Genomic DNA, 25,303 nt, shown 5'->3' with positions numbered 1-25,303 from the left:
GGACAGGCCATTCATCAGATCTGATGCCTAACGTCGTTCAGGAGCACCCCGATTCGGGAGGCCCGGGAGGAGACGCCATGCCCAGACCACGCCGCAGACTGACGAGCACCTGCATCGGCACGGTCGCGGCCGGACTGCTGGTCTCGGGCGCCGCGCTCGCGACCCCGGACGAAGACGCCTCCACGGCCTCCGACATCGCGATGGGCGCCTATCTCGACTACGGTCCCGCCGGTGTGGCCCGGATCCCGTACCTGTCGAGCTGGCTGGGCGGCCGGGAGATCCGGGTCGGGCACACGTATCTGCCCGGGGACCTCTGGTCGAACATCGAGGGCGCGCCGGACTTCCTGGAGGACTGGGCGCGCTGGCGGCAGGCCAAGGCCGACCGGATGTTCGTCCTCAACGTGCCCATGCAGGAACGCAACGAGGGCCGGGTCCCCGACCACGAGGTCGCGCGGCTGATCCGGGCCGGCGCCGAGGGCCGCTTCGACCACCACTTCCGCACGCTCGCCGAGCGGCTGGTGGACCTGGGGGTCGAGGACACGGTCATCGTCCTGGGCTGGGAGATGAACGGCGTCACCTACACCCACCGCTGCGCGCCGGACCCGGAGAACTGGAAGGCGTACTGGCGGCGGATCGTCACCACCATGCGGTCGGTGGAGGACCAGGACTTCACGTTCGACTTCGCGCCCAACCGCGGCAAGGACGCCATCGGCTGGACCCAGTGCTACCCCGGTGACGACGTCGTCGACATCATCGGGATGGACTCCTACGACCAGGCGCCCGGCGACACGTTCGACGACCAGGTGACCCAGCCGTACGGACTCCAGGCGCACGTCGACTTCGCGAAGATGCACGGCAAAGAGATCTCGTACCCGGAGTGGGGGCTGTACCGGCGGGGCGACAACCCGGAGTACGTACGGCGCATGCTGCGGTGGATCGAGCAGCACCAGCCGCTCTACCACACCATCACCGACTACTGCCCGCACGGCGTGTGGCAGTGCAAGCAGAACCCCCGCTCGTCGCAGGTGTTCCGGGAAGCGCTGCGGCCCGCGCCGCTGCCGCGGCCGACGCCGCAGGTCCCGACCCCGAGCGTGCCCACCCCGGTGGTGCCGACGCCCCAGATCCCGACGCCCCAGGTCCCGACCCCGAGCGTCCCTACCCCGACCCCGACCCCGGTCCCCGCACCCGAGGTCCCGACGCCGACCCCGGCCCCGACGCCCACCCCCGTGGTCCCGGCCCCGACCCCCACCGAGGTGCTCCCGAGCCCCGAGGTTCCGGAGCCGGCCCCGGCCCCGACGCCCACGCCCACGCCCACACCCGTGGACCCGACGCCGGAGCCGGCCGCGACCCCCACGCCGGCCCCCACTCCCACACCCGCGCCCACACCCTCCGACGTGGCGCAGCCCACCCCGGGCCCGGCGACCGAGGTCCCGGCCCCGGCGCCCACCCCGACCCCCACGCCGAGTCCGACGCCCAGCCCCCTGCCGACGCCGGACCCGGCCCCGACCACACCCGTCCCCAACAGCCGGCAGTGGTGCATCCCGGTCAACTTCGGCGAGTGGCTCTCCAAGCTGCTCGGCAAACAGTCCGTCTGCATCAGGTTCGACGTCGGCTTCGACCTCGGCAAGGACAGCTTCTGGCCGTTCTAGCAGGGTCATCGCACCCGCAGCTCGGCCAGCCGCGCCCGCCAGTCCCTGGCGGCCGGCAGCGCCTCCCGCAGCACGCCCACCGCCCGCTCGCGCCCCGCCACCTGCGACTCGTGCAGCCGCAGCAGGGGCGCGAGCGCGGCCGTCGCCAGCAGGAAGCGCTGGTTGACCACCGTCTCGGGCCGCCAGTGGTTCTTGTACGGCTCGTTGCCGCGCAGGAAGCTCACCACCGGCCGGCCCTCGGCCAGCGCCCGCCCCGCCTCGTACCGCAGCAGCAGCGTGGCGACGTCCACCTTCCGCGTCCGCAGCTCCGGGTCGGCGCCGTACAGGTAGCCGCCGCTCAGCCCGGCCGACAGCAGGGTGACGTTGGCCGCGACGACCTTCCCCTCCAGCCGGAACTCGGTCAGCCGGCCGTCACCGTTGCGCACCATCCGCCGGGTGGCCCGGGTCAGGTGCTCCGCGAACCGCGGCTTGAGGTGCTCGGGGGTCACCCCGCGCCCCCGCCACTGCTGCTCGTGCAGCCGCAGCAGCGTCCGTACCGCGCGCGGCACCTCCTGCTCGGTGACCTCGTGCTCCTGAAGGCCCGCCGCGTCGGTCTTGCGCAGCTTGGCCCGCACCCGCTGGGCGCCGGCCGTCGGCATCCGCTTGACCAGCTCGTCGAAGGGCAGCGTGGGCAGCTCCATGCACGTGGAGTCGGCGAGCCGGCGCCGGACGCCCGGCCAGTGCCGGTACAGCCCCTCGGCGGCCGCCCCCGGCCGCACCTCGCGCAGGTCGACGACGGCCCGCCGGGCGGCGCGGTGCAGCCCCCGGGCGAGGGCGGCGACGACCTGGTCCGCGTGCTCCTGGTCCACCAGTACGTCGAAGTAGTCGGTGATGCCCCCGCCGAGCGGGACGAGCCGGGGCAGCGGCCGGTGGACGAGCATCAGGGCGGCCGCACCGACCAGTACGCCGCCGCGCCGCACGAGGACGAGCCGCAGCCGGCCCTCGCGGCCGTAGCTCAGCCACCAGGAGTGCAGCCAGGCGTGGCTCTGGAAGGGGGTGGCCGTGGGGCACGCCCGCACGAGCCGGTTCCACGGTTCCTCCAGGGCGGCGAACTGGCGCGGGTCGCGGCACAGCGTCACCGACAGGGCACCGGCGGCACCCCCGCTCATCGCACGGACTCCTTCTCCTTCACGGAGCCCACGGCCGCGTCGCCGTGATCGCCGTGGTCGCCCTGGGCAGGCAGCGAGGTCACGAACTCCACGACCGGCTCCTGCTCCTGCTCGCGCACCCGCTCGCGCTCCTGCTCGCGCACCGGTCCCCGCTCCGGCTCCAGCTCCTGCTGCCGGTCCCGGCGGCGGCCCCGGCCGGGCCCGACCAGCAGCCACAGGCCCCCGATCAGCCCGCCCGCGCACAGGCCGACGGCGGCGCTGATCGGGGCGGACGGGGAGGCGGGGTCGGTCGGGGTGACGGCCTGGTTGAACAGCAGCAGCTGCACACCGGTGTTCTTGGCGGCCTGATTGCTGCTCAGGGAGAGCGCGTCGGCGACCGCGTTGGCGATGTCGGCGGCCTGGGCGGGGCGCAAGGAGGTGCCGGTGATGGCGATCATCGGGGACTCGGGCGAGGTCTCCGCCCGCACCTGCGCGCGCAGCTGCCGCTCGGGGAGCCCGGCGCGCGGCTGGGCGTACGCGAGCGTGGAGCTGCTGGTCGCGATCCGGGCGTACGCCTGCGCGAATCCGAGGGCGGTGGCCGGTTCGGTGGTCTCGTCGGGGACGGCGACGACATAGCTGGTGGCGGCGTACTCGGGGGCCTTGAGCACCCCGTACGCCCCGCCCAGCGCGAGCCCGAGCACGGCGCAGGCGGGCAGCGGCCACCACGCGGGCACCCGCAGCCGGCCCCGCGGTCCGCCGCCGGCCGACCGGGCGCGGCCCTCCTTGGCGCGCTCGGCGCGCCGCTCGGCCCGGCGCTCGGCACGCCGTTCGCCGCGTCCCTCGCCCCGCTTCGCCTCGGCGCGCGCCCCGTCCCCGGACTCGTCCCGCGGCTCGGACCCCGGCCCGGTGGTGTCGGCCTTCTTCTGCTCCGTACTCGTGCCCTCGGTGCTCTTGCGATCCGTGCTCGTGCGATCCGTGCTCTTGCGGTCGGCGGTGTCGGCCATGTGCGTGATCTCTTCCTCGTGGAGGGGTTCGTCTCGTTCGGCGCCCCCGCGGGGGCAGGTCTGGGGCGGATCTGCGGTGCCGGACCGCCGGGGGCGGCGGCCGCGCGGTCGGGCCCGGCCTGTCAGGCCCGGCCGGCCGGGTCCGCCGGCCGCGGCAGGTCCGGTACGGGCCGGGACGGCCCGAGGGCCCGGGCGTACACGCCGAGCAACTGCTCGGCGCTGCGGGCGATGTCGTAGTGGCGCACCACCGGTGGCGGGGGCAGCCGGGTGGCGCCCGCCTCCATGTGGCCGCGCAGGGCGGCGACGAGTTCCTCGGTGCCGGTGCCGATCCGGCGGGCGCCGGGGGCCTGGGCGGCGGGCAGGTCGTCGATGGCGGGGCAGGTGACGTGCAGGACCGGCAGCCCGGCGGCGAGCGCCTCGACCACCGCGAGGCCGAAGGCCTCCTCGCGGGAGGGCGAGACGAACACGTCCATCGCGGCGAGCAGCGCCGGGATGCCCGGGGTACGGCCGTCGGCGCTGTCGCCCAGCGGGTCGCGTTCGCCCAGCAGGTGGATCCGGCTCTGCGCGCCGAGCTCGGCGGCCAGCCGCCGCAGCGCCGCACGCTCGGGCCCGTCCCCGACGAGCAGCAGGTGCGCGCCGGGGAGCGCCGCGACGGCCCGTACGAGGACGTCGAACCGTTTGCCCGGGACCAGCCGGCCGACCCCGCCGACCACGAAGGCCCGTTCGGGCAGCCCGGTGCGCATCCGGGTGGCCCGGCGCACGCCCGCATCGAAACGGAAGCGGACGGCCTCGATCCCGTTGGGTACGACATGCACGCGCGCGGCGGGCACGCCCCAGCCGTGCAGCCGCGCGGCCACGGTGTCGGAGACGGCGACGGTGGCCGCGCCCAGCCGCTCGCTGGCCAGGTACAGCGCACGGACCCCGCCCGACAGCGGCCGGCCCTCGATCTCGCCCTCGCCCAGGGAGTGTTCGGTGGCGACGGTCGCCCCGACCCCGGCGAGCCGGGCGGCGAGCCGCCCGTACACGCAGGCCCGGTACAGATGGGTGTGCACCAGGTCGTACCGGCCGCGCCGGATGAACCTCACCAGCTTCGGCAGGGCGCCCAGGTCCCGGTTGCCCCGCATCCCGAGGTGCACCACCCGCACGCCGTCGGCGCGCAGCCCCTCGGCGACCGGCCCGGGGTTGGTCAGGGTCAGCACGTCGCAGCGCATCGGCAGATGGCGCAGCAGCAGCCGCAGCTGCTGCTCGGCCCCGCCGACGCCGAGCCCGGTGATGATGTGCAGCGCCTTCACGTCCGGCCCGGACACGGCGGGCGCGTCCGGGGTCCCGGGGGCGGCCGGCGCGGTCACCGCCGCACCGCCCGGCGCAGCGCGTGCACCTGGTGGCGCAGCCGCTTGATCCGCAGCCGGCCCGGCCCGTCGGCCTGGCTGATGTGGGTGCGCGGCATGGCGTGCGGGCCGGCGAGCCGCCCGGGGTCGATGGCGCAGGCGTAGCCGTACCCGGCCGCGCGGGTGGCTTCGACGACCCGGGCGTCGAGGGTGCCGTACGGGTAGCAGAAGCCCTCGGGCAGCCGGCCGGTGATCTCCCGGAGCAGTTCGCGGCTGCCGCGCAGCTCCTGCTGGAGCACGTCGTCGGGCAGGCCGCTCAGGTGCTGGTGGAGCAGCCCGTGCGAGCCGATCTCCTGCCCGGCGGCGGCGACCTCGCGGATGCCCTCGGCGGTCAGCAGCGCCTTGCGCGGGCCCAGCGGGTCCCACACGTTGTCCACGCCGAGCCGGCCGGGCAGCACGAACAGGGTGGCGGTGCAGCCGTGCCGGCGCAGCAGCGGCAGCGCCTCGGCGAGGAAGTCGGTGTAGCCGTCGTCGAAGGTCAGCCCGACCAGTCCGGCGCCGCGTCCGGCCGCGCGGGCGGCGCGCAGCTCACCGACGGACACCCCGCGCAGCTTGCGGGCGCGCAGCCACAGCAGCTGCGCCTCCAGGGCCGCGGGGGTGACGGTGATGCCGTACGGGTCCTCGGAGGGGTCGGTGAACTCGGCGACCGAGTGGTACATGAGGACCCACGGGGCCGCCGCCCGGCGGCGGGCGGAGGGGGCCTGCGACGCGGCGGTGGCGTACGCCGTGTCGGTGTCAGCGGACATTGCGGAACCTCTGGATGATCAGGGTGGGCAGGGCGGTGATCTCGAGCGCCCGTATGGCCATGCCGGAGGCCCCGAACATGGCCGGGACCAGCAGGCAGCCGAGCGCGGCGCTGAGCAGCGGGTCGGGGATCATGGGGCCGGCGATCCAGCCGGTGGCGCAGGCCGTGACGGCGGCGACGGAGAGCCGGCCGAGGCTGATGGCGACCCGGCGGACCTGGATCGCGATGATCCGCGAGCCGAGCCCGGTGAGCAGCAGCACGGCCGTGGTGGAGATGCCGGCGGCGTTGGCGGCGGCGATGCCGTACGTGCCCCACCAGCCCACCGCGAAGGCCCCCGCCACGATGTTGACGAGGAGTCCGCAGCCCATGGCCAGGGCCGGGAACCAGGTGGGGCGGGCGGTGGAGAAGAAGGGCCGGGACAGCGCCCCGACCAGGCAGTGGCCGAGCAGGCCGATCGCATAGACGCGCATCACGGAGGCCGTGGTGAGGGTGTCGGCGTGGGTGAACGCACCGCGCTCGAACAGGACCTGGATGATCTGCGGGGCGTAGCCGATGACGAGGGCGGTGCCCATGAGGACGGCGAGGGAGGCCAGCGTCAGGTCCTGCTCGACCCGCCGCCGGGCCTTCTCGCGCTCGCCGCCGGCCATGGCCTGGGCGACGACGGGGAAGGTGACGGTGCAGATCATCAGGGACAGCACCATCGGCATCTGCGCGACCTTCTGCGCGTAGTTGAGGTGCGAGATGGCGCCGGGCGGCAGCGAGGCGGCCAGGAAGCGTTCGACGAGGACCTGCGACTGCCGGAAGACGGCGAAGAAGATGACCGGCGCGATCATCCCGAGCGCCAGCAGCGTGGGCCGGTCCCGGTCCCGCTGGCGGCGGCTGGCTCCCCGGGCCCGCGACGGCCCGAAGCCCACGTGCCGGACGAAGGCGGGCAGTTGGACGAGGACCATCAGCAGCCCGCCGCACGCCACCCCGGCGGCGGCCGCCCGCACCCCCCACACGGCGTGCAGGGCGATCATCGTGCCGATGATCCCGACGTTGTACGAGACGTAGATCGCCGCCGGGGGCAGGAAGGACCGGTGGGCGCGCAGCGCGGCGCTGAAGTACCCGGCGATGCCGAAGGTCAGGACGGTGAGGGCGGTCAGCCGGGTGCACTGGACGGCGAGGCCGGGATCCGGCAGCCCCGGGGCCAGCACCCCGACGACGAGGGGGGCGGCGACGACGAGGACGGAGGCCACGGCCGCCAGGAACACCAGCAGGCGCGGCAGCGTGGCCCCGACCAGCAGCCGCACCGGGTCCTGTACCCGCGCCTCCTTGCGGGTCAGCCCGGCCCTGCTGGCCGCCCGCCGGGCGAGGGCGTGGCTGAAGGCGGGCACCATCAGCAGCGCCATGGCGTCCTCGATGAGCAGCGTGGAGGCCATCTCCGGCACGGTCCACGCGATGAGGAAGGCGTCGCTGTCGTGCCCGGCGCCGAACAGGTGGGCAATGGCCTGGTCGCGCACCAGCCCGAACACCGCGCCGGCGGCGGTCAGTCCGGCGGTGACGGCCGCGGCCTTGGCCAGGAACCGCCCGAGCGGCGCGGCCCCGCCCCCCGTGGCCCCGCCCGCACGGGCCCCGGTCACGGGCGCCGCCGCAGGGGCCCCGCCCCCGGATCCCGCCGCACGCACTCCACTCTCACGGCCGCCGCCCCCGGGCACCACCCCGCGGGCCCCGGTCACCGATCCCGCCGGGCGGGCGGGCGGCGTGCGCGGGCGGTCCGGCGGGGCGCCGGGCAGGGTGGCGCCCCCGGACGCCACGACCCGGACGCCGGCCCGCGTCCCGAACACCCCGGGGGCCTGGGCGCCCCGGGCCGTCGCGGGGTGCGGCCCCGGACCGGACGGCTGCTTGCCCGCGGGCGGCGCCTGCCGTGCGCCGGCCTCCGCGGCGGCGGCAACGGCGGCGGAAGCGGCGGCGGCCGCCGGGGCGACGGCGGTGGCCTGAACGCGGGCGGGGCCCGGCCCGGCCTGATGGCCGGGGCCGGGCCGCCGGGCGCCCGTGAGGGGCGTCGTATCGGTCACCGGGTGGCCGCACCCTCACGGGCCCGCCGGCCGCCCACCGGGACGGCGCCCTCACGTCCGCCGTCACCGGGACCCGTCAGGGCCCACCACGCGGCCATGCCGATGATCACTCCGGTGAGGACCGTCGAGGGGCCGCCGATGTCGGCGTACAGGAAGTCGGTCAGCTGCCAGATGAACAGCCCCGCCGCGATCAGACCGCAGTCGCGCATGCGCCGCGCCGCCGGGTCCGGGCGCAGGGCGCGGCGCAGGCCCGCGGCCAGCAGCACCGCCCAGCCGCCCGCCAGGGCCATCAGGCCGACCAGCCCCTGCTCGCTGAGGATCAGCAGGTACATGTTGTGCGGGGAGAGCAGCGGCTGGCGGAGGTACGCCTGGCCCGCGCCCGCCGTGTCGCTGCCCGAGGACAGCCCCAGCGAGGAGTGCCCGTCCCGGTGCGCCGGGAAGCCCTTGAGGCCCACGCCCACCGCCGGGTGCTCGCTCCACATCGAGGAGGCGGCCGCCCACATGGTGTACCGGTCGGTGACCGACTGGTCGGGCGCCGAGCCGACCTGGGTGATGGAGGTGAGCCGCTCGGCGACCATGTCCGAACCGACGCCGAGGCCGCCGACGAGCACCACGCCGCTCGCGACCAGCGCGCAGAGCACCTTCAGCGCCCGCCGCACGCCGGCCATCAGCATGACCACCAGCGCCGCGCCGAAGGTCGCGATCCACGCGCCCCGGCTGAAGGAGAGGACCAGCGGAAGGACGAGGGCGAGCGCGCACGCCCCGGCCACGCGCCGGGTGCGCACGCCGGTCCCCGGCGCCAGCGCCACCGCCGCCGCCACGACCAGTCCGTACGCGACGACGGTGGCCATGCCCATGACGTCGCCGGGACCGAAGGTGCCCACGGCCCGGATGTCCTCGCCCTGGTACGAGGCGCCGGTGTGCGTCGCGTACTGCACGACCCCCACCGCGCCCTGGACCAGGGCCAGGACCACGAAGCACCCGGCCGCCAGCCGGAACTCCCGCGCGTCGCGCACCAGCAGCACCACGGCCGCCGGGACGAGCACGAACACCTGGAGGTAGCGCACGAAGCCGGGCAGCGCCGCGTACGGGTCCGCGGCGGTGACGGTGGCGACCGCCAGCCCGAGCGCCGGCACCCCCAGGACGGCCGCGCCCACCGGGGTCAGCCGGCGCACCTCGCCCCGCAGCGCCCGTACGGCGCAGACGAACACCAGCAGCAGCGAGGCCGCGTCGGCCGGGCTCACCTTGCCCGACGCGGTGGCGTCACCGGCCGGGAGCGGTGCGAGGAGCAGCAGGACGGTCGCGACGAGCGGGAGCAGCGGCCAGTGGCGGCGCAGCGGGCCCGCCCCGCCGCGGCCGGGAGCGGGCGGGGGCGCGTACGCGCCGGAGACGGCAAGGGCCATGATCAGCTGCCCCCCAGCCGGAAGCGGAAGAAGGAGGCCGCGGTGCGGGCCAGGATCCACAGGTCCTGCCACAGCGACCAGGTGTCGATGTAGTGGTTGTCGAAGCGGGCCCGGTCCTCGATCGAGGTGTCCCCGCGCAACCCGTTGATCTGCGCGAGGCCGGTGATCCCCACCGGCATCCGGTGCCGGGCCTCGTAGCCGGGGTGGATCGAGGAGAACTTCGCGACGAAGAAGGGCCGTTCGGGCCGCGGTCCGACCAGGCTCATGTCCCCGCGCACCACGTTCCACAGCTGCGGCAGCTCGTCGAGGGAGGACTTGCGCAGGAAGGAGCCGACCGCGCTCATCCGGCGGTCGCCGGCCACCGTCCACCGGGTGGCGGACTCGTGCTCGTCGGCGCGCAGCGTACGGAACTTCAGCAGCGTGAACGGCCGCCCGTAGAGCCCGACCCGCTCCTGACGGAAGATCACCCCGGGGCCGTCGGAGATCCGTACCGCCAGGGCGCACACCCCCATCACGGGCGCGGCCGCCATCAGGGCGAGCGCGGCCAGGGCCGAGTCGATGCCCCGCTTGACCCAGCGTTCCGCCGGCCGCGCCGGACGCGGCAGCAGCGGCTGGACGGCGAAGCCCCAGAGGTGGTCGGCGGGCTGTGCCACCCGCATCCCGGTGATCTTCGCGGTGCCGACGGGGTCGGCCAGCCAGAGCCGGCAGCCGTGGTCGTGGAAGAGCCGGACCAGCGACGCGGTGTGTTCGTCGGCCTCGGGCGGCCGGGTGAACACCGCGTGCCGCACCGAGTTCTGGATGACGGCCCGCCGGATGTCCTCGTGGGAGGCGAGCACCGGCACGACCGCCGAGGAGCCCTCGCCGGCGGCGGCCCCGGTGTCGGCGAGGCCGACCGGGCGCAGACCGTACTCGCGGCGCTGGTGCAGGGCGGCGGCCACCACGCTCGCCCCGGCCCCGGGTCCGACCACGAGGGCGGAGGCGGGCCGGCGGACGGCGGAGCGGCGGCGCAGCAGGTGCACCAGGCCGCGCCCGGAGCAGGCGAGGACGAGCTGGAGGCAGGCGGCGGTGGCCAGCGCGCCCCAGCCGAGGGCCTGGCGCGGGTCGACGGCGGCCACGACGGCCGCGGTCACGCACCACAGGACGGCGGACCGGCCGGCCAGCGCGGGCAGTTCGAGCAGCGCGGAGGGCGCCAGCCGCTGCCGGTACAGCCCGGCCTGGGCGTGCAGCGCGGCCAGCAGGACCGCGACGGGCGCGGCGGCCTCGCGCGGCAGGTCCAGGCCGGGCACGGCCGCCGTGGTCAGTACGGCGGCCAGCGCGTCGGTGGCCAGCAGCGGGACGGCGCTCTCGCGGCGGCGGACGCGCCGCGGCCGTACGGCCGGACGGGAGGCGTCGGCCCGGGGCCCGCGCGGGGGGTGGATGGCGGTCACCGAACGGCGGACGGCAGTGGTGGAGGCAGGGCCCGCGGCGGGTCCGGCGGCGGGTGAGCCGCCGCCCCGCCCGGCGTGGGGTGCGTGTGCGCTGTCCATCGTCATCGGCTGATGCGCTCCTGGTTCAAGGGCTGGGGATCCCCGCGGCGCAGCCTGGGGGAGGGCCTGCCCAGCAGTTCGTGGTACAGGCCGGTGACCGCGTCCGTGGTCCGCCGCACGTCGAAGTCGGTCCGGGCGTGCTGCCCGGCCTGCTCCCCGAGCTCGGCGAGCAGCCGCGGGTCGGTGAGCAGTACGCCCAGCGCCTTGGCCAGCGCGCCCGGGTCCTCGGGCGGCACCAGGCAGAGCCGGCCGTGGCCGGGCGGCAGGCTCTCCCTGGCACCGCTGACGTCGGAGACCAGGACCGGGCGGCCGCAGGCCATGGCTTCCAGCGGGGCGAGCGCCATGCCTTCCCACCGCGACGGCAGTACAACGAGATCGGCGGCCCGAAGCCACGGTCGGATGTCGGCGGCGGCGCCCGCGAAGAACACGCCGGGCGGGGCCGTACGCCGCAGTCGTTCGGCGTCCGGACCGTCCCCCACCAGGGCGAGCCGGGCCCCGGGAACCGTCGCGAGCAGCTCGGGCCAGGCCCGCAGCAGGACGTCCTGGCCCTTCTGCTGGCACAGCCGTCCGACGCACACGGCCAGCGGCGCCTCGCCCCGGAACCCGGCGGGCAACGGGAGTCCGGCGCGGGCCCGTGCCTTGTCGTGGACGGGGTCGGGGCCGCCGGGGCGGAAGTGGCCGAGGTCGACCCCGTTGCGGATCACCGACCAGTGGGCGGTGATCCCCTCGGACTCGCCCGCGCTCCGTTCGGCCTCGCTGACACAGAGCACCCGGTCGGCCCAACGGGCCCCGAACCGTTCCCATCTGAGGGCGAGTGCGGCGGTGGTGCCGCCGACCGCGTCGAAGGACCAGGCGTGCGGCTGGAAGACGGTGGGCACCGCGCCGCGTACGGCCAGGCGGCCGGCGAGGCCGGCCTTGGCGCTGTGGGCGTGCAGCACGTCGGGGCGGACCCGGCGCACCAGGCGGGCGGCGGCGACCGCCTCGGCGGCGAGCCCCGGGCCCGGCGACCGCGACGCCCGCCAGGTGAGCACCTCGGCCCCGGCGGCGCGGGCCGCCTCGGCGAGCTGCCCGCCGCGCGGGCAGCCCACGACGGGGCGCAGGCCCGCGGCGGACTGGGCGCGGACGAGATCGGTGACGACCCTGGCGACACCGCCCTCCACGGGCTGGACGAGATGGAAGACGGTCACGTGTTCTGACACATGTTCTGACGGCACGTGGAGTGGTCTCCTGCGTTCAGCGGCGCGCGTCTGTCTGCACGAAGAGCACGCCGAGGAAATGACCTTGATTCTCGCCCGCGAACTGGAATTTCAGGCTGCGGGCACCACCGGACAGAGCGGGACTCAGATCGAACACGTCCGCGTCATATCCGAGATTGTTCATATGTTCGGGCTGTCGCCTGAAGGAGGGACGTCCGAATTCTGTGATAGTAGAATTCATCACATCATTGAACGGGTTTTCGGGGTCGCTGAGCTGGACCCGGCGGCCACTGTCGGCGGTCACGGTGAGTGAGTCCCCGAGCGTCCCGCGGTCCCCGTCGTACGCGACCACGCCGGCCCGGCCGGTCCCGCCCGCCGGCACGTCCAGCCCCTCCACGTCCACCGTCTCCAGGGCCTCCTGGCGGCCGCCCGCCCACAGCGCCGCGAAGCCGTCCCACACCGAGATCCGGCGCAGCGGCTCGTCGGCCTTCTCGTAGGCGACGACCAGCGTCCAGCCACCCCAGGCACCCACGCCCGAGTGCCCCATGGCGATGTTGAGCTGGGAGACGGTCCACATCCCCGCGCCGCCGCGGCGCACCAGCGGGGTGACGTCGGCGGAGGCCTGGTAGGCGTCGCTGCCGTCGTCGGTGCGGTGCCCGATTCGGGTGTCCGCCAGCACCTCCGAGTACGCGCCGCCCGGCTCGGCGACCAGCACCCGGCCGTTGTCCTGCGGCGGCTTCTGCTCACCGACCCGCAGGTTGCCGCCCCAGTACAGCCGCGCGTACGAGACCTTCGCGCCCGCGGGCACCTTCAGCTCGGCGCGGGTGGAGTTGTAGGTGTCGGGGTCCTTGTCGACCTCGCTGTAGAACATCTCGTAGTCGCTGTTGACCCCGGCCGCACCCTGCTTGACCTCGCCGCACGGCTCGGCCGCGGCGGCCCGCTCCTTGCGGCAGCTGATCCCTGAGTTCGAGGCCCGGACCAGCCCGCCGTGCTGCACGGCCTGATAACGCTGCGTGAACGGGATCCGGGGCATTTCCTTGGGGGCCGGAGGGGCCGCCAGGGCGGCCGGCGCGTTACCCGAAAGGACGAGGCAGGACAGCAGGGGGGCGAGCGCACCGAGGATTCTGCGGGTGGAACCCATGTGACCCTGTCTCCATTTTCGATCAAGGCGACAAAACAGGAGTGCACTTTGTCAGAAATCGAGCGGGAAATCACGCCGGACTCGCTTGTACGGCCTTTTGGGCGATCGCACGCACCCTCGCGGAGGGCGAGTCGTTGAGCGGTTGCACCAGGGCGCGGCCGTCAACCGCGAGGACCGAAACGTCGGCATCCGGGTGAAGCGGCGCAACCCCGGCCGGAGCACGGGAGTTGAGCCGGTTGCTCCTGTACCGGGCAATCTTGCAGAAAAGGGACAACAGTGATCAAGAAGATGATGGCCGCGGCCGCTGTCGCCGCCTCCGTCACGGGCATGGGCGCGGCCATGGCTCCGCAGGCGATGGCGATCGGCAACGACAACGGCATCAACACCGTGAACGGCAACGGCGCCGCCCAGATCTACGGCAACCAGGCCACCTACGGCCACATGAGCCCCCAGATGGCGCTGATCCAGGGCTCCTTCAACAAGCCCTGCATCGCCCTGCCGGCGAAGCTCAACGCCCAGTCGCTGCTCGCCGCGATCAACGTCGGCGTCCAGGACATCCCGGTCCTGTCGAACCCGATGAACCAGCAGTGCGTCGAGAACTCCACCCAGGCCAAGGGCGACGAGCCGCTCTCGCACATCCTGGACAACATCCCGATCCTGTCGGGCAACGTCTCCGCGGGCAGCTGATCCGCCCGGTCACCCGCAGCCGAGGCCGCCGCACCTTCGGGACGCGGCGGCCTCGCCGCGTGTCCGGCCCCGATTTCCCAGAATTCCGGAGAATACGGCCCGGGCCGGCCCGTCCGCGAAATATGCGGTTTCTTTTCCCCTGGCCGCTCGTTGTTAATTCTGCAGTGGACACCCCGCTGCGGGAAGGAACGAAAAGAAAATGACGCACAAGAAGGCAGTGGTCCTCGCCGCCGGCGCTCTGATGGCCGCCGGTGCTGCCTCCCCCGCCCTGGCCGACGCCGACGCCGTGGGCAAGGCCTCGGACTCCCCCGGCGTGCTCTCCGGCAACCTCATCCAGGTCCCGCTGAACATCCCGATCAACCTCTGCGGCAACAGCGTGAACCTCGTCGGCGCTCTGAACCCGGCCTTCGGCAACGTCTGCATCAACCGCTGACCCAGCGCGCCACCAAGCGTCCGTGCCCGCGCGGGCACACCTCCTCGAAAGTGGCCTCGGAGTGCACGGCGGTGCACTCCGAGGCCACCTCCGATTCATGACCGGCCGCGGAGCCGGTAGACAGGGAAGGACCCATGCGACAGGTACTGAGCCGACAGGTACTGGGCAAGGGGGTGCTCACGGCCGCCGCGGCATCGAGTCTGCTGTCGATCGCCGGCGGCGCGGCCTACGCGTCGGGGGCGACGGCGGAGGCCTCGCACTCGCCGGGCGTACTGGCGGGCAACAGCGTCTCGGTACCGATCACGCTGTCCCCCAACGTGTGCGGCAACAGCGTGGACGCGGCGGCGGGGCTGAACCCGGCCTTCGGCAACACCTGCGGCAGCACCTCCGGCCACGGCGCCTCCGGGCACGGCGACTCCGGCCACAGCACCTCCAGGCACGGCGATTCCGGCGACGGCGGTGGTCACGACTACCGGCGCTACCTCAGCCCCCAGCAGGCCGAGGCCATCGACCGCTACTTCGACGACCAGCGGCACGCCGCCCCCCGGGCCGACGACGAGGCCCGGCCCGAGCACCGCACGGAGCCGCCCGGGCCCGCACCCCGGCACGCCAAGCCGCGGCACGCGGCGCCGGCCCCGGCACCCGTACCGCACGAGACCCGCGACGAGGCCCGGCACGAGCCGCGGCACGCGGCCCGGCACGGCGGCGGCGGATACGGCGGCGACGCCGAGGAGGAGTGCGACGACCACCCCGCGCCCCACCCGGCCCCGGCCCCGGCTCCGCACCCCGCGCCCCCCAAGCCCCAGCCCAGGCCGGAACCGAAGCCCGCTCCCGGGCCCGAGGTGAAGCCGGCGCCGCTGCCCAAGCCGCTGCCGGCCCCGGTGCCCGCGCCCGAGGCGCAGCCCGCCCCCGCGCCGGCCCCCGCGCCCGTACCGCCCGCCCCGGTCCAGCAGGAGGCGCCGGCGCCGCTCCCCAAGCCCGTCGAGGAGGAGCAGCCCCCGACGACGCTCCCCGCACCGGCGCCGCCGCACCACGGCAGTTCGGTCTCCGTACCTCCGGCGGCCCCAGCCCCGGCCCCCGCACCGCAGGCACCGCAGCTCGACCAGCCGCCCGCGAGCCCCGAGGGTGACCGGCCGATCCACCTGCCCCCGGCACCGCTCCCGGCACCGGCCCCCGCCCCGGCCGTCCCCGTGACGCCTCCCGCCGCGGGCGCCCCGGCGGTGCCCGCCGCCCCGGTCGCCAGGGCGACCGGCCCGATGCTGGCCGAGACCGGGGCCGGGCAGCCGGCCGCCGCGGCCGCGCTCGCCACGGCCCTGATCCTCGGCGGGGCGATCCTGTACCGGAGGTCGCGCGCCGCCTGACGGAATATCGGAAGAAATATCGGCCGGAGAATCCCTTGTCGGGTTCTCCGGCCGACGTGCGAAAAGAACCGGCCACAGGGTTTCCGTACCCGCACGGAATCGTTACCCAGGTCGAAAGCGGCGCGTCGGTCGCCGCTGGAAAAGGATGTAAAAGAATGAAGTACACGAAGGTCGCCGCCGTGCTCGCGGGCTCCGTCGCCGCCCTCGGCGCCGCCGCCCCCGCCTTCGCGGACACCTCCGCCATGCCCCCCATGAGCGTGACGGGCGGGGTGACCGAGGTCCTGAACGCCGCCAACCCGGTCTCCGAGGCCCTGCCGCAGACCGTCGGCAACGGCCTGGCCGAGCAGGGGGCCACCCTCGACAAGGTCGCGGGCGCGACCCAGGGCGTGAACCAGGTCCGCAACAACGCCCCGGGCGAGGTGCTCGGCCTGGCCAACACGGCCACGCAGGTGACCCCGATGCTCGGCGGCATCCACCTCAACGGCGGCAAGGGCTGACCGCTCCGCCCCGGCCCTAGAACTGTGGGCGGACCCTAGAACTGTGGGCGCCACCGGCCGATGCCGGTGGCGCCCACAGTGGCGTGTGCCGTCGAACGTCAGTCGTTGACGCAGACGTTGCCGAACGCCGGGTTCAGGAGGGCGATGATGTTCACCGTGTTGCCGCAGACGTTCACCGGGATGTGCACCGGGACCTGGACCAGGTTGCCGGAGAGGACACCCGGGGAGCCCACAGCCGCGCCCTCGGCCGAGGAGTCGGCGAGAGCGGCACCCGCGGCACCCGCGACGGCGAGACCAGCGCCGGCCAGGACAACGGCGGCCTTCTTGGCAGTGTTCATGGGAAGTGCACCTTCTGCTCGATGTACTGCCCCGATCCGGGGCTCACACCGAGCAAAACGGTCCACTCTCCCCCAACGACACGGGTCCATGCACGATCAGACCTGTTCAGCCCAATAGTGCTACGGCAGTTCGGGCCAATTCGGGACGTCGGGGACGTCGGGGATCGCCGGGATCGCCGGGATCGCGGGGACGGCAGGGATCGCGGGCACAGCCGGAACGGCCGGAACGGTCCCGGTCGCGGGCAGCTGCACCGGCGGCAGCTGGATGTTGGGGAGCGTCACCCCGGGGATCGCCGGCAGGTTCACGCCCGGGATCTCCGGGAGCTTGATCTCGGGCAGCTTGATCTCCGGGATGGTGATCTCCGGCAGCGAGACGCCCGCCGGCAGCAGGCCCTTGATGGCGTCCAGGATGCTCTTGACGAGGTCGTCGATGGGGCCGGCCGCCGCCCGCTGCTCCAGCCGCTCCTCCAGTTGCCGCTCCAGCCGTTCGAGCTGCTGCTGCCGGCCGCCGCCGGACTCCTCGCGGACGAGGGCGCTCGCCGGGGCGGCCGCGCCGAAGACTATGACGGCGACAAGGGCCGTGGGGACAAGGAAGCGGGACGCCTTCGTGCGGTGCATGGGCATTCCTTCGGTGGTCGCACAGGGGAGCGGACCACGGTGATCCGCTTCCTCACCCACCGTGCGAACACCTTTCACGGAGCGCAACACGATCTTGGGCGGCTGCGGGCCGTGTACGGGCTTCGCGCAGGCATCCGCAAGCGGCTCACCCGGCGGGGGAAAAGCCGGGCCCGCGCACGCCGATCGAGTGAAGCGCCGGAACCAAACCCGCGACGGGCCGGTTGTCCAGGGCGCTCCATCAGCGGGCACTCATGCGACAAAAGGACCAAGATGCTCAAGAAGATTATGGCCACCGCCGCAGCCACTGCCGCTGTGATCGGCGCGGGCGCCGCCGTGGCCGCCCCGGCCATGGCCATCGGGAACGACAACGGCATCAACACCGTCAACGGCAACGGCGCCGCCCAGATCTACGGCAACCAGAAGACCGAAGGCCCGATGAGCCCGCAGCTCGGCCTGGTCCAGGGCACCCTGAACAAGCCCTGCATCGGCCTGCCGGCGAAGCTCAACCTCCAGTCGGTCGCGGCGCTCCTCAACATCGGCGTCCAGGACATCAACGTCCTCAGCAACCCGATGAACCAGCAGTGCGCCGAGAACTCCACCCAGGCCAAGGGCGACGAGTCCCTCTCGCACATCCTGAGCAACATCCCGGTCCTCTCCGGCAACGTCTCCGCCGGCAGCTGATCACCGCTCCTCGTTCCGGCCCGTTCGACCGGCGCCCCGGGAGCATCTGACGAGGGCCCCGGCAGCCTGCTGCTGCCGGGGCCCTCGCGTACCGCCGTACGGGCGGCTCAGCCGGTCCAGAACTCCCACCAGCGGGTCAGGACCAGCATCCCGATGATCCCGGTGTGCAGGACGGGCGGGACCCACGCGAACTCGGTGAGGAACAGCCGCAGCGGGCCCGGGGCGGGCAGGGCGCCGGAGCGGACGTTGTGCGCGGTGACGGCCCAGAACATCACCAGCGTGGCGACCCAGGCCAGACAGCACCACAGGCACAGCGCGTTGATCTCGTAGAGCGACTGGACCATCAGCCAGGTGCAGAAGCCCACTCCGAAGACGGTGCCGGCGTTCAGTCCCAGCCAGAACCAGCCGCGGTAGCCGGCTCCGGCCAGCAGGCCCGCGCCGACGCAGACCACGACGCCGTACGCGACCAGACCCAGCATCGGGTTGGGGAAGCCGAAGGCCGCCGCCTGCTCGCTCTGCATGACGCTGCCGCAGGAGACGACCGGGTTGAGACTGCAGGCCGGCTTGAAGTCCGGGTCCTCCAGCAGCAGGAACTTGTCGAGCGTGATCACCCAGGAGGCCAGCAGCCCGGCGGCCCCGGTGAGCACCAGCAGCCAGGCCAACCCCCTGGGGGGCGCGGCCGGTTCGTCCTCGGGTCGACTGCGGGGCCGCCCCTGCTGACGGGGAACGCCCACTGTATTCGTTGCCATGCGGCCCATAGTCCCGCATTACCCCACGGATCATGGTGAATCATGCGTATCCGTACGCAAGTTGACCGGAAGGGGTGCGGGAACCGGGGATCCTTCCCGGACGTTTTACCGAACCCCGGACGTGATGTCAGAGCGAGGGGTTACGTTGAGCTTCCGCGAAGTGACAAGCTGCGACGGCCTGGAGACCCACGTTGAGCGACCCGAAGGATCACATCGATCCGTACGAGACAACTGAGGCGCACCTCGGCCGACTCCTGGGCCGCGCCCTCAACTCCTTCGACCTGCCCGACCTGCTGGTCGAGCGGCTGGCCACCGCGCTCGCCCACAGTTCCTCGCTGTACACCACGCACCACAGCCCCGCGTCGGGCGTGTGGCGCGAGACCCACCGGCACACCTACCTGCTGGCGGACGGCACTTCGGTGTCGCTGTGGGAGCTGGCCTACCGGCAGCAGGGCGACCGGGCGACCCGGCACGAGGTCTTCACGTCCAAGGCGGAGGCCTGCCTGGCGGCGACCCGGCTGTTCGGCGAGGAGCCGGCGGCGGTGCTGGACTTCACGCTGACGGCCGGCGAGGACGAGTTGTCGGGCGACGCGGCGGTGCTCGGCGCCCTGTTCGCGGCGTCCGCGGCGCCGGTCCGACGGCACCGGGAGTACGCGGTGGAGCAGTCCGCCGACCACGCCCGGCGGGTGCTGCGCCGCGCCGAGAACCGGGACCGGCCGGGCGCCGGCGTGGCGGCGCTGCTGCGGTCGGCGTACGCCCACCAGATCACCCAGGCGTTCGGCACCCGCCAGTGCCTGGCGGACGGCAGGGACGCGGGATTCAGCCTGTACGAGCACGCGTTCGTGCTGCTGGACGGGAGCGAGTACAGCCTCTGGGAGGTCGAGCACACGGCGACGCCGGACGGGCGCCACATGTGCGAGGTGTACGAGAGCGAGGCCGCCGCGCGCGGCGCCATGGAGCTGCGCGCCCGGGTGCGCTGACCCGGGCGACCCGGCCGACTCGGGCGGGCAGGCCGACCCGGGCGGGCAGGCCGTGCTCAGCCCGCCGGGCGGGTGAGGCGGAGGGTGAGGGGCAGGTCCTCGGTGATGCGGACCTCGGCGGGCCGCAGGTCCTCCGGGGTGGGCATGGCCGTGCCGGGGAGCTGGACCGCGGCCGTCGCGTGGGCCACGGCGGAGGCGAGGGCCCGCGGACCCGAGCCGCCCGCGATCAGGAGGCCCGCGAGCGCGGCGTCGCCCGCGCCGACGTTGCTGCGGACGACGGTGGCCGGGGCGGTGCCGTAGTAGGTGCCGGTGGCGTCGGACAGCAGCTGGCCGTCCGGGCCGAGGGTGGCCAGGACGGCGCCCGCGCCCAGGGAGCGCAGTTCCCGGGCCGCCGTGACCACGTCGCCCAGGGTGGCGAGTGGCCGGGAGACCGCCGCCGCGAGTTCCGTCGTGTTCGGCTTGACCAGGTCCGGCTGGGCCGCGAGCGCGGCCCGCAGCACCGGGGCGGCGGCGTCCAGGGCGGACCGCGCGCCCGCCGCACGGACGCGGGCGACGAGTTCGGCGTACCACCGCTGGGGCAGGCCGGGCGGGAGGCTGCCGCAGCCGGTGACCCAGCTCGCCGTGGCCGCGCCGGTGGCGGCCGACTCCAGCAGCAGGAGGGACTCCGACGGGGAGAGGGCGGGACCCGCAGCGTTGATCTTGGTGACGGTGCCGTCGGGTTCGGCGAGGGAGACGTTGGAGCGGGTACGGCTCGCGATCGCGACCACCGTGACGTCCACGCCCTGCGCGCCGAGGAGTTCGGCGATCAGCGTGCCGGGCGGGCCGCCGAGCGGCAGCACCGCCGTGGTGCGCACGCCCGCGGCGGCCACGGCGCGGGCGACGTTGACGCCCTTGCCCCCGGGTTCGACCCGGTCCTCGGTGGCGCGCAGGACCTCGCCGCGGACCAGTGAGGAGATCTCGTAGGTGCGGTCGAGGGAGGGGTTGGGCGTGACGGTGAGGATCATGCGAGCGTGACTTCCGTCCCGGCGGCCTCGATGGCCGCCCTGTCGGCGGGGTCCAGCCCCGCGTCGGTGATGAGCAGGTCGACGTCCGTGAAGGCGGCGAAGCGCGCGAAGTGCTCCTGACCGCACTGGGCGGATTCCGCGAGCAGGACCACCCGGCGGGCGGCGGCGACGGCGGCGCGCTTGACGGCGGCCTCCGCCAGGTCGGTGGTGGTGAGCCCGCCGCCGGGGGTGAAGCCGAGGGTGGCGAGGAAGAGCACGTCGGCGCGGATCTCCCCGTACGCGCGCAGCGCCCAGGCGTCGACGGCGGCCCGGGTCCGGGGGCGGACCCGGCCGCCGACGAGGTGGAGGTCGACCCCGGGGTGGCCGGCGAGCCGGGCGGCGACGGGCAGGGCGTGGGTGACCACGGTGAGCGCGGTGTCCGGCGGGAGGGCCGCGGCCAGCCGTGCGGTGACCGGGCCCGCGTCGAGGATGACGCTGCCGTCGGCGGGGAGCTGCACGAGGGCGGCGGCCGCGATGCGGTCCTTCTCGTCGGGCCCGGCCGGCGTAGATCCGGCGGGGCCGGGCTCGAAGTCGAGGCGGCCGGCCGGTATGGCGCCGCCGTGCACCCGGCGGACCAGCCCGGCCCGGTCCAGGGCCTTGAGGTCGCGGCGGACGGTCTCGGCGGTGACCTGGAACGTGTCGGCGAGGGAGAGCACGTCGACACGGCCCGCGTCGCGGGTGAGGCGGAGGATCTCCTGCTGGCGCTCCGGTGCGTACATGAGGGTGCCCGTTCGGGTCCGTTCGGTGTCCGGGTCTGTGGGTTCCGGCGGATTTCCTCCACCGTACGCCGCGAAAGGGGCGGAGCCTAACAAAAACGGACATGCCCGCCTCGAGGGCGGGCATGTCCGTGAAGGGGGGCCGGGGCCGGGCCGGGTTCCCGGGGGGCGGGGCCGGCGCTCCGGCGGCTACGCCACCGGGACCTTGCGCGGGGCGACGTCGTCACCGTCGTCGGCGAGGGGCTCGTCGGCGGGAGCGGCACCGGCCTCCGCCTCGAAGCCCGAGCCCGGGGCGGGGGCCTGGCGCGGCAGCAGGAACATCACCGCGAAGATCACGACCAGGACGGCGACGACCCACCACAGCGCGCCGCGGAAGGCCTCGACGTACTGCGGGCCGACGATGTGCTCGTTCTCGATGGCACCGAAGTAGACGACCGAGGTCAGGCCGAGGCCGAGGGCGTTGCCCATCTGGCCGGTGCTGTTGATCAGGCCCGAGGCGGAGCCGGCGTGCTCGCGCGGCACCTCGGAGAGCACGGTCTCGGTGAGCGGGGCCACGATCAGGCCCATGCCCAGACCCATGAGCACCAGCGGGGCGGCCATCTGCCAGGGGGCGATGTCCATGCCGTAGTGCCCGGACGACCAGATGTAGAGGACCAGGCCCGCGGCCATGGTCAGCGCGCCCGCCTGGAGGACCTTGCGGCCGAAGCGGGGCACCAGCTTCTGGACGGAGATGGCGGCGGCGAAGGAGACGGAGATGGAGAAGGGGATGCCCGTCAGGCCCGCGCGCAGGGCGCTCCAGCCCAGGCCCATCTGCATCATGAGCGTCCAGGTCAGGAAGAAGATGCCGGTCGCGATGCCGAAGGTGAGCTGGACGCCGATGCCGGCGGCGAAGCTCTTGACCTTGAACAGGGACAGCTCGACGAGCGGGGAGCCGTCCTTCTTGATCTTGTACTTCTCGTACGCGATGAAACCGGCGATCACCAGCGGGACCGCGCCCATGCACACGAAGCCCCACAGCGGCCAGTCGTTCTCGCGGCCCTGGGTGAGCGGGTAGATCAGCATGACCATGCCCAGGGTGGCGATGACGACGCCGATCAGGTCGAGCCGCAGCGCGCGCGGGGCCTTGGACTCGGTGATGAACAGGCGGCCCAGGATCAGGCCGGCGATGCCGATGGGCAGGTTGATCAGGAAGATCGGGCGCCATTCGAGGCCGAAGAGGTTCCACTCGGTGAGCAGCGCGCCGAGCATCGGGCCGGAGACGGCTCCGAGGCCGAGCATCGCGCCGAACAGGCCGAAGACCTTGCCGCGCTCGTGCGGCGGGAAGGTGACGTGGATGATCGCCAGGACCTGGGGGACCATCAGGGCGGCCATGGCGCCCTGGAGCAGGCGGGAGGCGACGAGCATGCCGGGGTTGGCGGCGATTCCGCAGAGCAGCGAGGCGGCCGTGAAACCGGCGATGCCGAAGAGGAAGACGCGCTTGCGGCCGTAGATGTCGCCGAGGCGGCCGCCGGTGATCAGGCCGGCGGCGAAGGCGAGCGCGTAGCCGGCGGTGATCCACTGGATGGCGCTGGTGGAGGTGTGCAGGTCGGCGCTCATGCTGGGGATGGCTATGTTGACGATCGTGACATCGACCAGGTCCATGAAGGCGGCGGTCATCACGATGGCGAGGGCGAGCCAGCGGCGGCGGTCGGCGGGGGCGGCCGGTTCGGTGGGCCCGGTCTCGTTCCCGGGCGGGGTGAGGGACGTCTCGGTGGTCATGGAAAGAACCTAGACCGCGTGTAGGTCGGTTCGTGTCCTATTTAGCTGGCAGCCTGATGACATGACGGACACACCCGCACGACTTCTGAGTCTGCTGTCCCTGCTGCAGACGCCGCGCGAGTGGCCGGGCAGCGAGCTCGCCACCCGGCTCGGCGTGAGCCGGCGGACGATCCGCAGGGACATCGAGCGGCTGCGGGACCTGGGGTACCCGGTCGAGGCCAGCCTGGGCGCCGAGGGCGGATACCGGCTGGTGGCGGGGGCGGCGCTGCCCCCGCTGACCCTGGACGACGAGGAGGCCGTGGCCATCGCGGTGGGACTGCGGGCCGGGGCCGGGCACGCGATCGAGGGGATCGAGGAGGCGTCCGTACGGGCGCTGGCCAAGCTGGAGCAGGTGCTGCCCTCCAGGCTCCGGCACCGGGTGAGCGCGCTGCAGTCGGCGACGGTGGCGGTGACCCGGGGCGACGGCGCGTCGATCGCCCCCGAGACGCTGACGGTGATGGCGTCGGCGACGGCGGGGCAGGAGCGGCTGCGGTTCGCCTACCGGGCGAGGGACGGCGCCGACTCGCGACGGCTGGTCGAGCCGTACCGCCTGGTCAGTACGGGGCGGCGGTGGTACCTCATCGCCTACGACCTGGAGCGGGACGCCTGGCGGACCTTCCGGGTGGACCGGGTGACGGAGCCGTTCGCGACGGGGGCGCGGTTCGCGGCGCGGGAGCTGCCGGACCTCGAGGGGGCGGTGTACTCGGGCGGCGGCGAGCGGGAGGCGTACCGGGTGGTCGTGGATTTCGCGGCGCCGGCCCCGGAGCTGGCGGGGACGCTGCCGGCCTGGCTGGGGGAGCCGGTCGCGCTGACCGCCGGGACGTGCCGGCTGAGCTTCACCTCGCGCGGCGACGTGGAGTGGGTGGCGATGCGGCTGGCGACGGCGGGGCCGGACTTCACCGTGCACGAGCCGGCGGCGCTGGCGGAGTGCGTGGAGGTGATGGCGGGCCGGCTGGCCCGCGCGGCGGGCGGGGCCGCCCGGACGGCCTGAGGGTGTCCGGGCGCGGCCGGGGCTGTCCGGGACGGGTCCGGGACGGGAAAGCCCCGGCACCTGGGGGGGATAGGTGCCGGGGCGGTCTGTGGGGGTCGCCCGGGTCAGGCGACCGCGTCGAAGCCGGTGTCGCGGGCCATCCGCTTCAGCTCCAGCAGCGCGTGCTTCTCGATCTGGCGGATCCGCTCGCGCGTCAGCCCGTGCTGCTTGCCGACCTCGGTCAGCGTGCGCTCGCGGCCGTCGTCGATGCCGTACCGCATCTTGATGATCGACGCCGTGCGCTGGTCGAGCTTGCCGATCAGGTCCTCCAGCTCCTCGCTGCGCAGCAGGGAGAGGACGGACTGCTCGGGGGAGATCGCGGACGTGTCCTCCAGCAGGTCGCCGAACTGCGTCTCGCCCTCGTCGTCCACGGACATGTTCAGGCTGACCGGGTCCCGGGCCCAGTCCAGGACGTCTCCGACGCGCTGCTCGGTGGAGGCCAGCTCGGTGGCGATCTCCGCGTGCTCCGGGTCCCGGCCGTGCTCGCGGTTGAACTCGCGCTGCACCCGGCGGATCCGGCCGAGCTCCTCGACGAGGTGGACGGGCAGCCGGATGGTGCGGGACTGGTCGGCGATCGAGCGCGTGATGGCCTGGCGGATCCACCACGTGGCGTACGTCGAGAACTTGAAGCCCTTGGCGTAGTCGAACTTCTCCACCGCGCGCACCAGGCCCGCGTTGCCCTCCTGGATCAGGTCGAGCAGGGGCAGGCCGCTGCGCGGGTAGCGGCGGGCGACGGCGACGACGAGGCGGAGGTTGGACCGGATGAAGACCTCCTTGGCACGCTCGCCCTCGGCGGCGAGCGTCTCCAGCTCCTCACGTGTGGCGGCGCCCCCCTTGGCGGCGTCGATCTCACCGTCGAGGATCTGCCGGGCGAACACGCCCGCCTCGATGATCTGGGAGAGCTCCACTTCCTTGGCGGCGTCGAGCAGCGGGGTGCGCGCGATCTCGTCCAGGTACATGCCGACCAGGTCGCGGTCGGCTATCTCGCCGCCGACGGCGCGGACGCTGGAGGCCGTGTCGGACTGACGACGGGCGACGGCGCGGGTTGCCATGCGTGCTCCCTTGCAAAGGTTCGGTCGCGGTGCGGCTGCTGTGCGTCTTGCGTCTGGCTGCGGCTCCCGAACACTGTCCCGGGCA

The 25,303-nt window shown here is 74.1% G+C and carries 24 protein-coding genes; 8 read left to right on the top strand and 16 right to left on the bottom strand.

The window, feature by feature from the left end; translation table 11 throughout:
• The first annotated feature begins 77 nt into the window (after nucleotides 1-77).
• Nucleotides 78-1,649 (top strand): glycoside hydrolase family 26 protein, encoded by a 1,572-nt coding sequence (locus tag ACZ6KO_RS24780; protein WP_469306188.1) that lies wholly within the window; start codon nucleotides 78-80, stop codon nucleotides 1,647-1,649.
• A 5-nt stretch (nucleotides 1,650-1,654) separates the two neighbouring features.
• Here the strand turns inward: ACZ6KO_RS24780 and ACZ6KO_RS24775 are convergent, their stop codons facing one another.
• From ACZ6KO_RS24775 to ACZ6KO_RS24735, 9 genes are all read right to left on the bottom strand, one after another.
• Nucleotides 1,655-2,797: a GNAT family N-acetyltransferase gene (locus tag ACZ6KO_RS24775; protein ID WP_469306187.1), complete on the bottom strand. Its 1,143-nt coding sequence runs from the start codon at nucleotides 2,795-2,797 to the stop codon at nucleotides 1,655-1,657.
• Nucleotides 2,794-3,780 (bottom strand): YveK family protein, encoded by a 987-nt coding sequence (locus ACZ6KO_RS24770; RefSeq protein ID WP_469306186.1) that lies wholly within the window; start codon nucleotides 3,778-3,780, stop codon nucleotides 2,794-2,796. The genes ACZ6KO_RS24775 and ACZ6KO_RS24770 overlap by 4 nt, the downstream gene beginning before the upstream one ends.
• Nucleotides 3,781-3,902: 122 nt before the next feature.
• Nucleotides 3,903-5,072 (bottom strand): glycosyltransferase, encoded by a 1,170-nt coding sequence (locus ACZ6KO_RS24765; protein WP_469306350.1) that lies wholly within the window; start codon nucleotides 5,070-5,072, stop codon nucleotides 3,903-3,905.
• A gap of 53 nt (nucleotides 5,073-5,125) precedes the next feature.
• Nucleotides 5,126-5,914 carry a polysaccharide deacetylase family protein gene (locus ACZ6KO_RS24760; protein ID WP_469306185.1) on the bottom strand — a complete coding sequence of 263 codons (789 nt, stop codon included), beginning with the start codon at nucleotides 5,912-5,914 and terminating at the stop codon, nucleotides 5,126-5,128.
• Nucleotides 5,904-7,613, bottom strand: coding sequence for a murein biosynthesis integral membrane protein MurJ (murJ, locus tag ACZ6KO_RS24755; protein ID WP_469306349.1), 1,710 nt, complete (start codon nucleotides 7,611-7,613; stop codon nucleotides 5,904-5,906). The genes ACZ6KO_RS24760 and murJ overlap by 11 nt, the downstream gene beginning before the upstream one ends.
• Before the next feature lie 353 nt (nucleotides 7,614-7,966).
• A complete protein-coding gene (locus ACZ6KO_RS24750) occupies nucleotides 7,967-9,373 on the bottom strand; it encodes an O-antigen ligase family protein (protein ID WP_469306184.1) in 1,407 nt (468 codons plus the stop codon).
• Between the two features lie 2 nt (nucleotides 9,374-9,375).
• Complete coding sequence (locus tag ACZ6KO_RS24745) at nucleotides 9,376-10,905, bottom strand: exopolysaccharide biosynthesis polyprenyl glycosylphosphotransferase (RefSeq protein WP_469306183.1); 1,530 nt, start codon at nucleotides 10,903-10,905, stop codon at nucleotides 9,376-9,378.
• A complete protein-coding gene (locus ACZ6KO_RS24740; RefSeq protein ID WP_469306182.1) occupies nucleotides 10,902-12,086 on the bottom strand; it encodes a glycosyltransferase in 1,185 nt (394 codons plus the stop codon). Before ACZ6KO_RS24740 ends, ACZ6KO_RS24745 begins: the two co-directional genes overlap by 4 nt.
• A gap of 46 nt (nucleotides 12,087-12,132) precedes the next feature.
• Nucleotides 12,133-13,236, bottom strand: a complete 1,104-nt coding sequence (locus tag ACZ6KO_RS24735; RefSeq protein WP_469306181.1) for a DUF3344 domain-containing protein — start codon at nucleotides 13,234-13,236, stop codon at nucleotides 12,133-12,135.
• Between the two features lie 276 nt (nucleotides 13,237-13,512).
• Between ACZ6KO_RS24735 and ACZ6KO_RS24730 the strand changes: the two genes are divergently transcribed.
• The 4 genes from ACZ6KO_RS24730 to ACZ6KO_RS24715 all read left to right on the top strand — a co-directional run bounded on the left by ACZ6KO_RS24730 (nucleotide 13,513) and on the right by ACZ6KO_RS24715 (nucleotide 16,214).
• On the top strand, nucleotides 13,513-13,923 hold the full coding sequence (locus ACZ6KO_RS24730) for a rodlin (protein WP_469306180.1): 411 nt from the start codon (nucleotides 13,513-13,515) through the stop codon (nucleotides 13,921-13,923).
• A 199-nt stretch (nucleotides 13,924-14,122) separates the two neighbouring features.
• Nucleotides 14,123-14,356: a chaplin gene (locus ACZ6KO_RS24725; protein ID WP_469306179.1), complete on the top strand. Its 234-nt coding sequence runs from the start codon at nucleotides 14,123-14,125 to the stop codon at nucleotides 14,354-14,356.
• Nucleotides 14,357-14,490: 134 nt separating this feature from the next.
• Entirely contained in the window at nucleotides 14,491-15,717 is a 1,227-nt protein-coding gene (locus ACZ6KO_RS24720; RefSeq protein ID WP_469306178.1) for a chaplin, read from the top strand.
• Between the two features lie 155 nt (nucleotides 15,718-15,872).
• Nucleotides 15,873-16,214, top strand: coding sequence for a hypothetical protein (locus ACZ6KO_RS24715; RefSeq protein WP_469306177.1), 342 nt, complete (start codon nucleotides 15,873-15,875; stop codon nucleotides 16,212-16,214).
• A 98-nt stretch (nucleotides 16,215-16,312) separates the two neighbouring features.
• Here the strand turns inward: ACZ6KO_RS24715 and ACZ6KO_RS24710 are convergent, their stop codons facing one another.
• Together ACZ6KO_RS24710 and ACZ6KO_RS24705 are read right to left on the bottom strand one after the other, a co-directional pair.
• Nucleotides 16,313-16,552: a chaplin gene (locus tag ACZ6KO_RS24710; protein ID WP_469306176.1), complete on the bottom strand. Its 240-nt coding sequence runs from the start codon at nucleotides 16,550-16,552 to the stop codon at nucleotides 16,313-16,315.
• A gap of 120 nt (nucleotides 16,553-16,672) precedes the next feature.
• On the bottom strand, nucleotides 16,673-17,170 hold the full coding sequence (locus ACZ6KO_RS24705; protein WP_469306175.1) for a hypothetical protein: 498 nt from the start codon (nucleotides 17,168-17,170) through the stop codon (nucleotides 16,673-16,675).
• 270 nt (nucleotides 17,171-17,440) lie between these two features.
• On the opposite strand from ACZ6KO_RS24705, the gene ACZ6KO_RS24700 reads away from it, so the two are divergent.
• The gene (locus ACZ6KO_RS24700; protein ID WP_469306174.1) at nucleotides 17,441-17,851 is read left to right on the top strand and encodes a rodlin; all 411 of its coding nucleotides are present in this window, start codon (nucleotides 17,441-17,443) and stop codon (nucleotides 17,849-17,851) included.
• Between the two features lie 107 nt (nucleotides 17,852-17,958).
• Here ACZ6KO_RS24700 and ACZ6KO_RS24695 read toward each other — a convergent pair whose 3' ends face one another.
• A complete protein-coding gene (locus ACZ6KO_RS24695) occupies nucleotides 17,959-18,600 on the bottom strand; it encodes a vitamin K epoxide reductase family protein (RefSeq protein WP_469306173.1) in 642 nt (213 codons plus the stop codon).
• A gap of 191 nt (nucleotides 18,601-18,791) precedes the next feature.
• Here ACZ6KO_RS24695 and ACZ6KO_RS24690 point away from each other — a divergent pair, with 191 nt between their 5' ends.
• Entirely contained in the window at nucleotides 18,792-19,580 is a 789-nt protein-coding gene (locus ACZ6KO_RS24690; RefSeq protein ID WP_469306172.1) for a DUF6227 family protein, read from the top strand.
• 56 nt (nucleotides 19,581-19,636) lie between these two features.
• Here the strand turns inward: ACZ6KO_RS24690 and pfkB are convergent, their stop codons facing one another.
• The 3 genes from pfkB to ACZ6KO_RS24675 all read right to left on the bottom strand — a co-directional run bounded on the left by pfkB (nucleotide 19,637) and on the right by ACZ6KO_RS24675 (nucleotide 23,097).
• The gene (gene pfkB / locus ACZ6KO_RS24685; RefSeq protein ID WP_469306171.1) at nucleotides 19,637-20,584 is read right to left on the bottom strand and encodes a 1-phosphofructokinase; all 948 of its coding nucleotides are present in this window, start codon (nucleotides 20,582-20,584) and stop codon (nucleotides 19,637-19,639) included.
• Nucleotides 20,581-21,342, bottom strand: coding sequence for a DeoR/GlpR family DNA-binding transcription regulator (locus ACZ6KO_RS24680; RefSeq protein WP_469306170.1), 762 nt, complete (start codon nucleotides 21,340-21,342; stop codon nucleotides 20,581-20,583). Before ACZ6KO_RS24680 ends, pfkB begins: the two co-directional genes overlap by 4 nt.
• 186 nt (nucleotides 21,343-21,528) lie before the next feature.
• A complete protein-coding gene (locus tag ACZ6KO_RS24675; RefSeq protein WP_469306169.1) occupies nucleotides 21,529-23,097 on the bottom strand; it encodes an MFS transporter in 1,569 nt (522 codons plus the stop codon).
• Between the two features lie 61 nt (nucleotides 23,098-23,158).
• On the opposite strand from ACZ6KO_RS24675, the gene ACZ6KO_RS24670 reads away from it, so the two are divergent.
• Nucleotides 23,159-24,127: a helix-turn-helix transcriptional regulator gene (locus ACZ6KO_RS24670; RefSeq protein ID WP_469306168.1), complete on the top strand. Its 969-nt coding sequence runs from the start codon at nucleotides 23,159-23,161 to the stop codon at nucleotides 24,125-24,127.
• 104 nt (nucleotides 24,128-24,231) lie between these two features.
• Here ACZ6KO_RS24670 and ACZ6KO_RS24665 read toward each other — a convergent pair whose 3' ends face one another.
• Nucleotides 24,232-25,218: a sigma-70 family RNA polymerase sigma factor gene (locus ACZ6KO_RS24665; protein ID WP_469306167.1), complete on the bottom strand. Its 987-nt coding sequence runs from the start codon at nucleotides 25,216-25,218 to the stop codon at nucleotides 24,232-24,234.
• Nucleotides 25,219-25,303: the final 85 nt, after the last annotated feature.

This window comes from Streptomyces sp. NPDC042102 (genome assembly GCF_055582305.1).
This window is presented reverse-complemented; position numbering and strand designations above follow the sequence as displayed.